16 protein-coding genes are annotated in these 14,233 nt (G+C 69.2%); 5 read left to right on the forward strand and 11 right to left on the reverse strand.

The window, feature by feature from the left end:
- Positions 1-187: 187 nt before the first annotated feature.
- The 7 genes from ACFVJ5_RS03390 to ACFVJ5_RS03420 all read right to left on the reverse strand — a co-directional run bounded on the left by ACFVJ5_RS03390 (position 188) and on the right by ACFVJ5_RS03420 (position 6,195).
- Positions 188-595, reverse strand: a complete 408-nt coding sequence (locus ACFVJ5_RS03390; protein WP_379218285.1) for a DUF779 domain-containing protein — start codon at positions 593-595, stop codon at positions 188-190.
- Complete coding sequence (locus tag ACFVJ5_RS03395) at positions 595-2,112, reverse strand: aldehyde dehydrogenase family protein (RefSeq protein ID WP_379218286.1); 1,518 nt, start codon at positions 2,110-2,112, stop codon at positions 595-597. The genes ACFVJ5_RS03390 and ACFVJ5_RS03395 overlap by 1 nt, the downstream gene beginning before the upstream one ends.
- A gap of 87 nt (positions 2,113-2,199) precedes the next feature.
- Positions 2,200-3,471 carry a transcriptional regulator gene (locus ACFVJ5_RS03400; protein ID WP_379218287.1) on the reverse strand — a complete coding sequence of 424 codons (1,272 nt, stop codon included), beginning with the start codon at positions 3,469-3,471 and terminating at the stop codon, positions 2,200-2,202.
- Between the two features lie 154 nt (positions 3,472-3,625).
- The gene (locus tag ACFVJ5_RS03405; RefSeq protein ID WP_378987829.1) at positions 3,626-3,946 is read right to left on the reverse strand and encodes a hypothetical protein; all 321 of its coding nucleotides are present in this window, start codon (positions 3,944-3,946) and stop codon (positions 3,626-3,628) included.
- A 63-nt stretch (positions 3,947-4,009) separates the two neighbouring features.
- On the reverse strand, positions 4,010-5,158 hold the full coding sequence (locus tag ACFVJ5_RS03410; protein ID WP_379218288.1) for an alkaline phosphatase family protein: 1,149 nt from the start codon (positions 5,156-5,158) through the stop codon (positions 4,010-4,012).
- Complete coding sequence (locus ACFVJ5_RS03415; RefSeq protein WP_379218289.1) at positions 5,155-5,475, reverse strand: nuclear transport factor 2 family protein; 321 nt, start codon at positions 5,473-5,475, stop codon at positions 5,155-5,157. The genes ACFVJ5_RS03410 and ACFVJ5_RS03415 overlap by 4 nt, the downstream gene beginning before the upstream one ends.
- Before the next feature lie 96 nt (positions 5,476-5,571).
- Positions 5,572-6,195 (reverse strand): TetR/AcrR family transcriptional regulator, encoded by a 624-nt coding sequence (locus ACFVJ5_RS03420; protein ID WP_379218290.1) that lies wholly within the window; start codon positions 6,193-6,195, stop codon positions 5,572-5,574.
- Between the two features lie 123 nt (positions 6,196-6,318).
- On the opposite strand from ACFVJ5_RS03420, the gene ACFVJ5_RS03425 reads away from it, so the two are divergent.
- A complete protein-coding gene (locus ACFVJ5_RS03425; protein ID WP_379218291.1) occupies positions 6,319-7,386 on the forward strand; it encodes an NAD-dependent epimerase/dehydratase family protein in 1,068 nt (355 codons plus the stop codon).
- A 16-nt stretch (positions 7,387-7,402) separates the two neighbouring features.
- Positions 7,403-7,645 (forward strand): hypothetical protein, encoded by a 243-nt coding sequence (locus tag ACFVJ5_RS03430; protein WP_379218292.1) that lies wholly within the window; start codon positions 7,403-7,405, stop codon positions 7,643-7,645.
- 125 nt (positions 7,646-7,770) lie between these two features.
- Here ACFVJ5_RS03430 and ACFVJ5_RS03435 read toward each other — a convergent pair whose 3' ends face one another.
- Positions 7,771-8,778, reverse strand: coding sequence for a LysR family transcriptional regulator (locus tag ACFVJ5_RS03435; protein ID WP_379218293.1), 1,008 nt, complete (start codon positions 8,776-8,778; stop codon positions 7,771-7,773).
- Between the two features lie 50 nt (positions 8,779-8,828).
- Between ACFVJ5_RS03435 and ACFVJ5_RS03440 the strand changes: the two genes are divergently transcribed.
- The 3 genes from ACFVJ5_RS03440 to ACFVJ5_RS03450 are packed head-to-tail and all read left to right on the forward strand — an operon-like array spanning position 8,829 to position 11,478.
- On the forward strand, positions 8,829-9,752 hold the full coding sequence (locus ACFVJ5_RS03440; protein WP_379218294.1) for a zinc-binding dehydrogenase: 924 nt from the start codon (positions 8,829-8,831) through the stop codon (positions 9,750-9,752).
- On the forward strand, positions 9,749-10,738 hold the full coding sequence (locus ACFVJ5_RS03445) for an alpha/beta hydrolase family protein (protein ID WP_379218295.1): 990 nt from the start codon (positions 9,749-9,751) through the stop codon (positions 10,736-10,738). The genes ACFVJ5_RS03440 and ACFVJ5_RS03445 overlap by 4 nt, the downstream gene beginning before the upstream one ends.
- The gene (locus ACFVJ5_RS03450; protein WP_379218296.1) at positions 10,735-11,478 is read left to right on the forward strand and encodes an SDR family NAD(P)-dependent oxidoreductase; all 744 of its coding nucleotides are present in this window, start codon (positions 10,735-10,737) and stop codon (positions 11,476-11,478) included. Before ACFVJ5_RS03445 ends, ACFVJ5_RS03450 begins: the two co-directional genes overlap by 4 nt.
- Positions 11,479-11,482: 4 nt before the next feature.
- Here the strand turns inward: ACFVJ5_RS03450 and ACFVJ5_RS03455 are convergent, their stop codons facing one another.
- The 3 genes from ACFVJ5_RS03455 to ACFVJ5_RS03465 form a co-directional block, all read right to left on the reverse strand.
- Positions 11,483-12,064: a class I SAM-dependent methyltransferase gene (locus ACFVJ5_RS03455; protein ID WP_379218297.1), complete on the reverse strand. Its 582-nt coding sequence runs from the start codon at positions 12,062-12,064 to the stop codon at positions 11,483-11,485.
- Positions 12,065-12,131: 67 nt separating this feature from the next.
- Complete coding sequence (locus tag ACFVJ5_RS03460; RefSeq protein WP_379218298.1) at positions 12,132-12,743, reverse strand: HAD family hydrolase; 612 nt, start codon at positions 12,741-12,743, stop codon at positions 12,132-12,134.
- 323 nt (positions 12,744-13,066) lie between these two features.
- The gene (locus tag ACFVJ5_RS03465; RefSeq protein WP_379218299.1) at positions 13,067-14,221 is read right to left on the reverse strand and encodes an LLM class flavin-dependent oxidoreductase; all 1,155 of its coding nucleotides are present in this window, start codon (positions 14,219-14,221) and stop codon (positions 13,067-13,069) included.
- Positions 14,222-14,233: the final 12 nt, after the last annotated feature.

A 14,233-nucleotide genomic window follows, 5' to 3' on the forward strand; every position in this document is an offset into this window, starting at 1 on the left:
CGCGTGTGTCTCGCTGAGCGAGACGCGATTTGGTTTGCGCGGGAACACATTTGCTATATGGGGTGAATACGAAAAAACGGCGAGCTCACCCCGCCGGCTGAGCCGCGATGGCCCAGTCGGCGGGGGCTCGCCGCGACCTGGCAGCGCCGGGAAAGATGCTGCCAGGTCAGGTTTTCGGCGGGCGTCGCTACAGTGTGCGGTCGGCGCCCGTTCGTGGTGGCGGCCCGGCCGCCAGCGCCGCGTGCTCCGCCTCGGTCAGCAGCCTGGCGCGCAACACGAAGCGCATGCCCTGGCCTGCCTCGAGCGAATCCTCGGCAGCCTCACCGCGCGTCACGTCGACGGTGAGGTGGGTATCTTTCCAGCATTCGAACTGTGCCGCGCTGATCCAGAATTCGGTGTGCCAGCTGAGCCGCCCGAGCAGGATGTCGGCCTTCTCGATCGGGAACTGCTTGGCCGACAGGCACACCGGTGCGGCGTCGTCGTCGCAGCCGTCGCCCGCCTGGCGGAACAGTACCGGGCCGTTGTCCTCGATGAGGCGGCGGAGCAGGGACTGAGCGCGCTCGGTGATCTCCACACGGTGGATTCGATTCTGCATCAGAACATCCCGAGTTTCGTCGTCGAATAACTGACCAGCAGGTTCTTGGTCTGCTGGTAGTGCCCGAGCATCATCGCGTGGTTCTCCCGGCCGAACCCCGACCTCTTGTAGCCGCCGAACGCGGCGTGGGCGGGATAGGCGTGGTAGCAGTTGGTCCAGACCCGGCCTGCCTTGATGCCGCGGCCGAGTCGGTGGGCGGTGTTCATGTCGCGGGTCCACACGCCCGCACCGAGACCGTAGAGGGTGTCGTTGGCGATGCGGATCGCTTCGTCGACGGTATCGAAGCGGGTGACCGCGACGACCGGGCCGAAGATCTCCTCCTGGAAGATCCGCATCGTATTGTCACCGGAGAAGACCGTGGGTTCGATGAAATACCCACCCGGTAGACCGTCGACCTTGCGTGCTTCCCCTCCAGTGAGCACGCGAGCGCCTTCGGCTCTGCCGATGTCGAAATAGGACAGAATCTTCTCGTACTGGTCGTTGCCGGCCTGTGCGCCGATCATCGTCTCGGTATCGAGTGGATGACCGGACACGATGGCCTCGGTGCGGGCGATGGCGCGGGCGAGGAACTCGTCGTAGATCGACGAATGGATCAGCGCCCGCGACGGGCACGTGCACACCTCACCCTGGTTCAGGGCGAACATGACGAACCCCTCGACGGCCTTGTCGAGGTAGTCGTCGTCGGCGGCCAGCACATCGGGCAGGAAGATGTTGGGACTCTTGCCGCCGAGTTCGAGGGTGACCGGAATGATGTTCTCGCTGGCGTACTGCATGATCAGCCGCCCGGTGGTGGTCTCGCCGGTGAAGGCGATCTTGGCCACCCGCGGGCTCTGCGCCAGCGGTTTTCCCGCCTCGACACCGAAACCGTTGACCACGTTGAGAACTCCGTCGGGCAGCAGATCCGCGATGAGTTCGACGACGAGCAGCAGTGACGCCGGTGTCTGTTCGGCCGGTTTGATGACCACGCAGTTGCCCGCCGCCAGCGCGGGCGCGAGCTTCCAGGCGGCCATCAGGATCGGGAAGTTCCACGGAATGATCTGCCCGACCACGCCGAGCGGTTCGTGGAAGTGATAGGCGACCGTATCGGCGTCGATCTGGGACAGCGATCCCTCTTGGGCGCGAAGCACACCCGCGAAGTACCGGAAGTGATCGATGGCCAGCGGGAGGTCGGCCGCCAGGGTTTCGCGTACCGGTTTGCCGTTGTCCCAGGTCTCGGCCACGGCCAGCGGTTCGAGACTGTTCTCGATCCGGTCGGCGATCTTGAGCAGGATGTCGGCCCGCTCGGTGACCGAGGTCGCGGCCCAGCGCTCGGTGGCGCGGTGCGCCGCCTCGAGCGCCATGTCGATGTCGGCGGCGGTGGAACGGGCCACCGCGCAGAAGGTCTCACCGTCGACCGGTGAGGTGTTGTCGAAATAGCGGCCTTCGACAGGGGGCGACCAATCGCCTCCGATGAAGTTGTCGTATCGGGCGGCATAGCTGACTATGCCGGTATCCGATCCGGGTTTGCCGTAGATCATTCGCCTCGCTCCTCGCGACCTCTGCGTGGTGCCCCACACTATGGTCGGCGAAGGTTGGTACGAGGTTGGTGACGGTGTCTGCGCAGGTCAGCCCTGGCGCGCGGTGAAAAGCCGGGCCGTCACGACGGCGCGGCGCACATCGTCGCGAGGCAGTAGCCGCAGCGCGTGCTCGTGCACGGCGACATCGCCGGGGCAGCGCTGTCCGAACGCGACCGCGTGCTCGGGCCGGTCGCTGCCCAGCACAGCGTTGCGGATGCCGACATCGAGGTGGGCGCGCCACTGTTCGACACCGGGCAGATCCGAACCAGGCAGCAGCGGACCGCGATACAGCCACAGCGCCGAGGTGAGGTCGCCGCCCTCGATGGCGGCCAGCAGGTCCACCGCGTCGCAGGACACCTCGCCGGTGAGCATGTAGCGCCGGTTGGTGATCTCGCCGCGGGTGGCGCGGCGCAGGTGCGACACATCGGCTTTGAGCGTGTTCAGCGACACCGACCGCTCACCGTAGACCGCGGCGTGCAGCTGTTCGGGGGTGTAGCCGTCGGGCTCGAGCGCCAGCAGCGCCAGGATCTCGAGCTGACGTGGCGGCAGCGGCACCGGTCTACCGTCCCGCAAAAGCCGTGCGGCGCCGAGACATTCGAGTCGAACGCCGGGTGCGGGGGTCGGTGCCTCGGCGCGCAGCATCGTCTCCACGGCAGTGACCAGCGCGCGGACCGAGGTCATCACCATCGGATGCGAGCGTTCCCACGTCGAGGACAGATCGAGCACACCCACCGTGCGTCCGTCCGGGCCGTGGATGGGTGCGGAGTAACAGACCCAGCCGTGCAGCGCGGCGACGAGATGCTCGGCGGAGAACACGGTGACGGCCCTGTCGTCGTGCAGGGCCAGCGATAACCCGTTGGTGCCCATGTGGCTTTCGTCCCAGACTCCGCCCGGCGCGAAGTTCACCGCCTCTCCCTGGCGGCGCAGCGTGCGATCGCCCGCGGTCCACAGGATGGTGCCCGATTCGTCACTGACGACTGCGAGATAGCCCGATTCCTCGGCCATTCCGCGCAGCTGACCGGCGAGTTCGGTGACCGGTCTGCGCAGCGGGGATTCCGACCAGCGGTCGCTGATGTCGTTGAATCCGGGAGCGACTTCGGTGGCGGGGTCGACGGTGTGCAGCGAGCGCTGCCAGGATTTGGCGACATCGTTGCGCACGGCGCCGGTGTCACGGGGCAGGGTCAGGGGGCGTGAGGGTGCGGCGAGGCGGTTCCACTGCTTCTCGAGTTCGACCCGGTAGTCCGAGAGTCGTTCGGGCCGGTGCGGTCCGGCGATCGGGTCGTTGTGGGCGCCTGGTGCCCTTCCCAGTTTCTCGCCCACGTTCGCTCCCTGCTCGTCGGTGACGCACCGTTCCAGCGACGAGAACGGGTGTGGCGCTTACTGTCTATCAGCTGTGCCACCGCCGCGGGAACGTTTGTGCCGAGGACGACCGGTCACCGGTCGCCGGGCTGTCACGTCGCCTTGACGTCGGTGACTACTTGTTCAGGAAGATCCCGGCGATGTCGGCGTTCTTGATCGGGGTGTCGACATTGCGCTGGGTCGCGCACAGCAGGTCGACCTGCACGATCATCGAGTCGACCACGGTGCCCGCCGGTTCGTTGTCGTTGCCGGTCTGCTGCTTGATCGCCTTGGTGATGGTGATCCGCTTGGTGTTCGCGTCCTGGTTGACGTAGTCGCGACAGCTCGTGTCACCGCCCTGGTTGAGCACCCGCTCGACCTCGGTGCACCCGGTGGCCAGTGCCGCCAGCACCGCGACGCCCACCGCGACGGCGCCGGTTCGGGTGTTGGCGTGCATGATTCCTCCTGGAATGGTTCGCTGCGCGCGGTTGCGCGTCGACGCCAGCTTATGCGGTGGTGCTCAGGCGCGGTGGATTCGCAGGGGAACCCGCAGCTCGGCGGCAGTGAGCGAGCCGTGGTGGCCGATCATCATCGATTGCAGCGGTTCGGCGCCCGACCGCACGACACCACCGTCGCCGCTCGCGATCACGACGAGATCGCCGATGCGCGCGGCGGCGTCGCGGGTGACGACCGGGCCGAACCAGCCCGCATCGATCGCCTCGTCTCGGGTACGCACCAGGAATCCGCTCCCGAGAACGCCGCGCCAGGTGTCGGCGACCGCGGCGGGGTCGTCGGTGTAGACGTGGCGGGCGCGTGGTTCACCGCCGAGTGCCGCGACGTTGTCCGACAGGTGCGGGTGGGTGTCGAAGTCGACGCGCTCGCGCAGTTCGATCATGCCGTGATCGGCGGTGACGATCAGCGCCGAGCGCGCGGGCAGGCGCGCGGCGATCTCGGCGGCGATCCGGTCGACATTGGCGAGTTCGAACCGCCATGCCCGGCTGGCGGGCCCGCGCGCGTGGCCGGTGGTGTCGAGTTCCGAATGATAGGTGTAGACAAGCGTTTTCGGTGCGGAGGCCAGGGCGGTCAGCACCCCGTCGACGAGGTCGCCCACCGAGTAGGCCGTGCGGAATCCGCCGCCGCGCCAGCCTGCCAGCGTCAGGCCGGACCCGTCCTGATAGCTCGGTGCTACTTGCACGGCGGCGATGCCCGCGTCGGTAGCGCGCTCGAAGACGGTGCGGTGCGGCTGAACCCGATCGGGCGGGAACGCGGTGCGCGCGTCCACCTTGGGGCCGTCGCCGATGAGTTGCCAGCGCAACGAATTGAACAGGCGCTCCTCGCCGGGCAGCCGCATGCTGTAGCCGACGATGCCGTGCCGGCCCGAGGGCAGCCCGGTGCCGAGGGTGGTCAGACTCGTTGCCGTGGTGCTCGGAAAACCGGCATCGAGGGTGGCCTCGGGCAGGCTCGTCAAGAACGGCGCGGCAGCGGATTCGGCGGCTAGGCCGTGCGCGCCGAGTCCGTCGACGAGCAGTACGCAGACCCGGTCGACATCGAGATCGAGGCCGAGCCGGTCGGTGTCGCCGGGGACGCCGAGGCAGGTGAGTACCGACGGGAGGAGATCGGAGAGTGCGGCCGTGCCGTAACGCGGGGTCAGCAGAAGATCGTCGCTCACGCCTGTCCTGTTTCGAATCGGCTGATCAGCCCGTCGCGCAGGACGAACTGCCAGGTGGTTCGCATCGAACCCCACCGGCTGTTGGTGTAGTCGGCGGTGAGTGCGAGGCCGTCGTCGGAGTCGACCGTGTCCACGACCAGATGTCCGTTGCTGCTGAAGATCTCGGCCTCGGTCCACTGTGCGACATTGCGTTCGACACCATCATCGGACATCGTCGCGTCCTCGGTGAGCACACCGTAGAACTGGTCGGTGTCCTGCGCATTGAGCGCGTCGACGAACGCTTCGACCACGGGATCGAGTTTCGCGGTGCCGGACATCGGGCCTCCTGCTCGAAACGGGTACGCGAGGACAAAGACGGTCCTCCCCACTCTAGGTGAGTGCGCGCACCGGGACGCCGGAATATCGGCGGCGCGTCAGGCGGTGGCCGAGCCCGGCGCGATGAGCGCGGTGAAGGTGCGCATGATCGTGTCGACGAGTTCGGGCGCGTGCGTGCCCATCTGTTCGCTGCGCTTTTCGAGATGTCCGTCGAGCCACAGCGATGCCAGCCCGTGTGCCAGGCCCCACCAGGCGACGGCGAGGGTTTCGGCGCGATCGGCGGGCAGCGCCCCGACGGCGACACAGTCGGCGACCGTCCGGACCAGGACGTCGAAGGCGGCGTCGCCGGCGGCGTGGGCGTCGGGGTGCTTTTCCGGCTGGGACAGTTCGGGCCGGAACATGAGCCGGAACTGGGCGGGGTGGTCGCGGGAGAACCGCACGTAGGCATCGCCGAGTTCGGTGAGGGCCGCCAAAGGGTCCGATGTCGTCGCCCTGGCCGCGGTCATGTAGGTGGCCAGCTGCTGGAAGCCGTCGATCGACAGCGCGGAGAGCAGCGCGGCGCGGTCGGCGAAATGGTGATAGGGCGCGCCGCTGCTGACCCCGGCCTCCCTGGCGACCCGGCGCAAGCTCACCGCGGCCAGGCCCTCGCTCTCGATCAGGCGCAGGCAGGCATCCATCAGCGTGGCGCGCAGGTCGCCGTGGTGGTAACTGGTGCGCTTCACCCTCCGAGCGTATGCGAGACCCGCGCCGGAATTGGCACTGGACAGGAAATCTATGCAGTGTTTAGATTAATTGAGCATCGCTTAGATGCGTGCTCCACCGAATCGACGGAATGGATGACCCCCATGACCACCCGGGTACTCGTCACCGGCGCGACAGGTTTCGTCGCCGGCCACTGCATCGCCGAACTCCTCGACCACGGCTACGCCGTCCGCGCCACCGTGCGCGACCTCGCCGCGCACGCCAGCCGCGCCCACCTGACCGAACTCGCCCGCCGCACCGGGGGCGAGCTGGAATTCGTCGCCGCCTCCCTCGACGACGACACGGGCTGGGCCGCCGCGGTCACCGGCTGCGACACGGTGCTGCACGTCGCGTCGCCGTTCCCCGCGACACCGCCCGGCAACGAGCAGGACCTCATCGAGCCCGCGGTGCAGGGCACCCTGCGGGTACTCCGCGCCGCCGCGGCCGCCGGTGTCCGCCGCGTCGTGCTGACCTCCTCGGTCGCCGCCGTCGCCTACGGCCACGACACCGACGAGGTACGCACCGAGAACGACTGGTCGGTGGTCGACCGCATCCCCGCGTATCAGAAGAGCAAGACCCTCGCCGAGCGAGCGGCCTGGGACTTCGTCGAATCCCTGCCCGCCGCATCGGATCTCGAACTGGTGGTGGTCAATCCCGGCATGATCCTGGGCCCGCTGCTCGAAGCCAGGACCAGTACCTCCCACGAGCCGGTCCGCCGCCTGTTGGCCCGCGACGTCCCCGGTTCGGTGAAAACCGGCTGGACCCCCGTCGACGTGCGCGACCTCGCCGTCGCGCACCGGCTGGCGATGGAAGTCCCCGAGGCCGCGGGCAATCGATACATCTGTGCGACCGATCCGCTCTGGATGGGGGAGCTGGCCGGCCTGCTGGCCCGCGACTACGCCGCCGAGGGCTTCCGTGTCCCCACCCGGGTCCTGCCGAACTGGGTGATCCGCCTCGTCGCCGTCTTCGACAAAGGTGTGCGGTTGACCGTGCCGGTCCTGGGCCGGACCGAACACGTCAGCGCCGACAAGGCCCGCCGTGAGCTGGGCTGGACCATGCGTCCGATCGAGGACACCGTGCGCGACACCGCCGACAGCCTGATCGCGTTCGGCATCGTCACCGCTCCCGGACGGCCCGCGAAGTCGCCGCGCGCTGCTGTCGGAACCCGTTGAGCGGGAAGGAAAGACGATGTTGATCACCGCGCTCGTCCTCACTCTGCTCGGCGTCGTCCGCCGGAAAGTCCGCGGGCGCGCGGACAACGAGACCACCGGGCGTCCGGCCCTCGGGAGCCGGCTGAAGCGGGCAGGGGTCGCAGTGCGGCGCGGCGCGACCCGGTTGGTTCGCGAACCGGCCCCGGCGTTGTCGGCGGCGGTCGCCGTCCTCGGGCTCGTCGTAGTCGGTACGCATCTGGCCTGCTCGGGCCAGGTCTGAGGTCAACGCCGTTCTCGGCGTCGCGGATCCAGGATCACCGGACGCATCAACGTGGCACCCGGGTGGGCGGACCTCCCGCATCCGATTCGGATAATACCGACCGGCGGAGTCGCTGCGGCCCGTGATCAGTCGATGGTGGGTTGCTGCGTCGGTAGCCAGTCGCGGGCCGGGTCGTACTCGAGCCACCGGTTCTCGCCTGCCGTCCGGACCAGGACGGTGACCAGTGATTCGAGCAGCGGCGGTTCGGCGCCGCTACGCCAGATCAACGACCAGGCGTAGAGGGGAGTCGGGTCCACCAGCGGTATCGCGGTGACCCCTGGCGCCTCGGGGAACTCGACGTCGGCGGGCAACAGCGCGAAGCCGCGCGGGTCGGTGGCCAGCGTCGAAAGCATCGGTGCGAGACCGAGATTCGGGATGGTGAGGTGCTCGTTGATACCGAAACGTTCGGCGAAACGGGCAAGAAAGTCCAGGCGGTCGAGATCGGCAGGTGCGTGCAGGACGCTGCCGCGCAGCTGGTCGGGGCGCAGCGAGGTGGCCCCAGCGAGCCGATGATCGGCACTCAGGACCACATCGACCGGCTCGAGGCGGACGAGGCGATGGGTCAACCCGTCGGGCAGCGGTGGATGAACCCGGCCGAATCCGGCGTCGATCTCACCACGGACGACGGCCGCGGCGACAGTGGGCAGGTCGCGTCCGTGACCCGGTCGCAGCGGTGGCGCTCCCGGCACGTTCGTGACCTGGGCGACGGTGCGCAACGGAGCGAAGAGGTGCCCCCACACGTCGATGTGCAGGGGACCGTGCTCGCCGACGAGGGTGGCGACGGCCCGATCGCTTGCGCGCAGGGTCTCCTCGGCGCCCGGCAGAAACCGCGCGCCTGCGTCGGTGAGCCGCACACCGTGCTGGTCGCGGTCGAGTAGGCGGACACCGAGGCTCGATTCCAGTCGGGCCACTCGCTTGGACAGCGCCTGCTGAGTGATCCCGAGGTTCGCGGCGGCACGGCCGAAATGCCGTTCGTGCGCCGCGCGCACGAACGCGCGCACGGTTGCCAGGTCCAGGTCCACGTCCGCACCATAGCGTTCCCGCTCGGCGTACAGATAGGACACGCAGCGGCGACAACCGTGCGTTGTCACCATCGCGGCCCCGTTGTTGGCCCGGGTGGACGGTGCGGCGGTTACATCACGGCATGCGACGTTTGATTCCGACCGGCGACCCGAAGCGGCCGGTCACCATGGCCGAAGCGGCCGAACCCGTGCCCCGCGCCGACGAGGCACTCGTCCGCGTCGAGGCCTTCGCGCCCAACCGTGGCGAGACCTTCCTGCTGGCGGATCCGCGCCCGGATCTGTTGCCGGGCAAAGACATCGCCGGGCTGGTCGTGCAGGCCGCGGCCGACGGATCCGGCCCATCGGTCGGGACACGGGTCGTCGGTCATCCGCCGCTGGGTGGCTGGGCGGAATACGTGGCGGTGCCGACGGATTCGCTGGTTTCCCTGCCCGACGGGGTGGACGCGGTCCGTGCGGCCGCCCTTCCGCTGGCGGGCATCACCGCCCTGCGGTTGTTGCGTGCGGCGGGGCCGATGGCGGGGACTCGAATCCTGCTCACCGGAGCATCGGGCGGCGTCGGGCACTACGTGACCGAACTGGCGGCCGCGGCCGGCGCCTCGGTCACCGCCGTCACAGCGACGCCCGAACGCGGACAGCGGCTCTCGGCCCTCGGCGCAACCCGGGTGGTGCACGACCTCGACGCGGCCTCCGGGCCTTTCGACCTGGTCCTCGAGTCGACCGGCGGCCCCGCACTGGCACTGTGCCTGGCGAAGCTCGTTCCCGGTGGCACGGCGGTCTGGTTCGGGCAGGCGAGCCGAACACCGGCGACACTCGATTTCTTCGACTTCTTCACCGGCCCGGAGAACGCGACGCTGCGGCACTTCCACTACGCGGGCGCGCCCTACGATCGCGACCTCGCCACGCTCGTGCGACTCGTCGCCGAGGACAGGCTGCACCCGGAGATCGACCGGGTCGCCGACTGGTCCGAGACCGCTGAAGTACTGGTAGACCTGCGGGATCGGCGCATTCGTGGCAAGGCCGTCCTGACCACGGGTGCGGCGCGATGAACGCCGAACCGGTCGAGTCGATGTTCAGTCGCGCCACCGGCGCGGGAATCGACCCACACGACTATCGCCGGGCCTGCGCCGCGATCGCGACGCCCGCCGACTGGGCGCCCGCGTGCGCGGCGGCGGCCGAGCGGTTCCGGGCGGCGGCCGCGCGGTGTCGAACAGCGCCGCCGTCGTCGGTCACCCGAGGCGAGAATCTCCTGATGGCGGCGCGATGGGCGCATCTGGCCACGCTCATCCCCGACAGCGACCACCACGTACACGCGGCGGCGGCCGACTCCGCTGCCGAAGAAGGGTTTTCGCTCCTGGAACCGGGTTCGCGGCGGATCACCGGTCGCGAATTCACCGGCATCCTGCGCGGACCCGCGGACGCGGCGCGCACCGTGATCGTGGTGCCGGGACTCGACTCGAGCAAGGACGAGTTCCATGTGCTCGCCGACGCGCTCGTCCGTCGTGGCGCGGCCGTGTTCGCCATGGACGGACCCGGTCAGGGCACGCTCGCCGCCACCTCGACCATGACCACCGACTATCCCGCCGTGATCGGCGCGGCGATCGACGCGCTCGGTGCCGCCGACGTGGGCGTCGTCGGGCTCAGCCTCGGCGGGTACTACGCGGCGGCCGCTGCGGCACTCGACCCGCGAATCACCGTGGCCGCCACGGTGAGTGGGCCGTTCCGACTCGACTGGCCGACACTGCCCGACCCTGTCGGTGACCTCATCACCCGCCGCGCCGGGTCCCGCGAGGCTGCTGAGGCGTTCGCCTCGACAGTCGATCTGACAACCCTCGCCCCGGCCCTGCGCTGCCCGCTGCTGGTCGTCGACGGCGCGGACGACGTCATCCCCGGAGTCACCGACGGTGCGTCGCTGGCACGCACCGCACCCCGAGCCCACTACCTGCGTATCCCCGGCGGCGACCACCTCGTCGGCAACAACCAGTCGGCCTGGCTGCCTGCCGTCGCCGACCACCTCACCGAAGGAATCTCATGAACCGCTACACCGACAAGATCGCGCTCGTCACCGGCGGCACCAGCGGAATGGGCCTGGCCACCGCACGGCGGTTGATCGGCGAAGGCGCACATGTCGTGATCACCGGCCGCACCGACGAACGCGTCCGGGCCGCCGCCGCGCAACTCGGCCCGCGCGCCACCGGCATCGCCGCCGACACCGCGGACCTGAGCGCCATCGACACGATGGTCGCCACCGTCACGGCGCGATTCGGCCGGCTCGATCTGGTCTTCGCCAACGCGGGCACCGGCGCCTTCGCCGCGTTCTCCGACATCACCGAGGCCGACTTCGACCACACCGTCGACGTCAACCTCAAGGGCGTGTTCTTCACCGTCCAGAAGACATTGCCGCTGCTGACCCCCGGCGCGGCCGTGGTCCTCAACGCGTCGTGGACCCTGCATCGCGCCGACAGCGCCCTGACCCTCTACGCCGCCACCAAGGCCGCGGTCCACAATCTCGCCCGCACCCTCGCCACCGAACTCGGTCCCCGCGGCATCCGGGTCAACTCCATCAGCCCCGGCTATATCGACACCCCCATGTCTGCCGGGGCGATGACCGAGGAGTTCGCCACCATGGCCGCCGCCCGCGTCGTGAGCGGACGATTCGGCAACACCGACGAGATCGCCGCCCTTGTCGCCTTTCTCGGATCCGCCGAGGCGTCCTATATCAACGGCCAGGACATCATCGTCGACGGCGGACTCGTCGCCGCGTACCCGCGGTGACAGCTCAGCGTGGGCGCTGCCAGCGCAGCGTGTAGCGCCACATCAGGCGGCGATGGATCTCGGCACCGGGCAGGTGTTCGGCGGCGGCGGAACGGATTTCGGCGAGGGTTTCGCGTGGATCGGCCAGTGCGACATCGGGCCCGCCGAGCGACCGGCGCCGCCACCGATCCAGGCCCCAGATCGCCGGGAGTAGGGGGAGGTAGTGGAAGTCGCTGACCGGGTGCATCTTCCAGAGGCCGACCACCGCGAGGGTGCCGCCGGGGGCGACGAGATGGCGCAGGGCGGTGATGCCCTCGCGCACCGGGACATGGTGCAAGGTGGCGACCGCGGTGACCACGTCGAAGGCTTGATCGAGGTCGCGGAAGTCGGCGTGTTCGAGGTGGACGTTGGGCGCGGCGGGCGCGTTGGCGATGACCCGGTCGTCGATGTCGACGCCGAGCACCGCGTCACAGCGGGTCGCTAATTTGCGGGCGAGTAACCCGTCACCGCAGCCGATATCCAATGCCGTGCGGGCAGTGTCGGGCACCTGATCGAGTACCCAGGGGTGGTAGTGCGTGTTGTGGTTCCAGTAGGGGTCGGTCGGCATGACCGGTGAACGTGCCGGGCCGCGGATGGGTTCCGGAACTGGTGTGCGTCACAAGCTCTTTCGACGACTATCGCCCGGATGCGTGATCGGCCAGCCATGCGGCGAACCGGGTGAGATCGTCGAGCACCACATCGGCGCCCGCGGTCCACAATCCCTCGGCGTCATAGGGTCCGGTCGTGACGCCGACCGCCACCACGCCCGCCGCCTTGGCGCCGCGCATATCGCCCGCGTGGTCGCCGACGAAGATGTGGGCCGATTCCTCGCGCAACACGTCGGCCTTTCCGGTCGCCCACAGGTCACCGGCGAGGCGATCGACCTGCCAGCCGAGATGGTCGACGTGCAGCCGCGCGTGCGGCTCGAACTTCCCGGTGACGACCAACGTTCGCCCACCGCCCGCCCGCACGGCGGCCAGGGCGTCGTCGGCGCCGGGGAGAGCGGCGATGTGACCGATGACGTCCGGGTACAGCTCGCGGTAGCGGGTGACCAGGTGGGGGATCAGATCGTCGGGCGCGCCCGCGTCGCCGAGCAGCGTGGCCAGTGGCGGGCCGAGGTGCTCGGCGAAATGCGAGCCGTCCATCGGGAGATCGAACTCGCGCGCGAGGGTGTCGATCGCCAGGGCGACGCCCGGACGTGAGTCGATGAGAGTCATATCCAGGTCGAAGCCGACGGTGAGGGTCACGTTCGCGAGCCTATCGCCGCGGGCCGCCGGTCCTGTCGATCGCTGTCCGGACCGGCCCCGAACTGCACTGATTCACGTGGAACCCCGGCTGCACTCGATGCCGAAAACGGTTGGGGGAGTGCGGTGCAGCCAAGCATGGTGTGCGTCACGGCATTTGAGTCCTACCGATTGGTAACCGGACAACCCGCAGGTCACACCCTCATCGAAAGACGTTGGGCCGGCGTGCCACCCGGCACACGGCAGCAAGGGCAAGGGTGCAGCGACTGCCATTCCAGAGTTTCGAACCACCGGCGCGACCCCGAACCGGGTCGCGCCCCGAGGCGTCAGCTACTGGCGGCCGCGGTGAACGGCGCGACGGTCGGCACCGACACCGGCCGCGAGGGATGGGTCCACACGCCCTTGCGCTCCAGGATCGGCAGCACACCCTCGCCGAACCAGTACGCCTCCTCCAGGTGCGGATACCCGGACAGGATGAAGTGGTCGATCCCGATGGCGGCGTACTCGAGCAGACGATCGGCCACCTCGGCGTGCGACCCGACCAGCGCCGTGCCCGCGCCACCGCGCACCAGGCCGACGCCCGCCCACAGATTCGGGGCGATCTCGAGCCCGTCGGTGCGCCCGTTGTGCAGTCGCGCCATCCGGCGCTGGCCCTCGGAGTCGCTCTTGGCCAGGTTCGCCTGCACCCGTTCGATCTCACCGGGTGAGATGCCGTCGAGGAGCCGTTCGGCCTCGGTCCACGCCTCGGCGGCGGTGTCGCGGCTGATCACGTGGATGCGCAGGCCGAAGTCGACGGTGCGGCCCTCGATCGCGGCCAGCCCGCGGATCCAGTCAAGTTTCTTCGCGACCGCGTCCACCGGTTCGCCCCAGGTGAGGTAGGTGTCGGCGTAGCGGGCGGCGATCGGCCCGGCCGGCCCCGACGAACCGCCGAAGAACACCGGCGGAACCGGATCGGGACGGGCGCTGAGGATCGCGTCCTTCACCCGCAGATGCTCGCCGGTGAAGCTGAAGGGCTCGGTCGACGACCACAGCTCGCGCACAATGTGCAGGAACTCGCCGGTGCGCGCGTAGCGCTCGGTCTTGTCCAGGAAGTCGCCGTAGGCCTCCTGCTCGCGCTGCTCGCCACCGGTGACGACATTGAGCAGCAGACGCCCGGCGGAATGCCGCTGGAAGGTGGCCGCCATCTGGGCGGCCAGGGTGGGGCTGGTCAGACCGGGGCGCAGCGCGACCAGGAACTTCAGCGTCTCGCTGGTCTGCACGAGCATGGCGGTGGTCAGCCACGCGTCCTCGCACCAGGCGCCGGTCGGGGTCAGCACGCCCTCGAAGCCGTTGTCCTCGGCGGCGGCGGTGAGCTGATTGAGATAGCGCAGCGTCGCGGGACGATCACCGGACATGAAGCTGCCGTGTCCGCCCGCCATCAGGCCGCGTGAGTCGCCGTAGGTGGGCAGGAACCAGTGAAACGACAGTCGGTGATCGGTCATCCCTCGATGCTG

Origin of the sequence: Nocardia sp. NPDC127606 (assembly GCF_042671725.1) — a bacterium.
Classification (GTDB): Bacteria; Actinomycetota; Actinomycetes; order Mycobacteriales; family Mycobacteriaceae; genus Nocardia.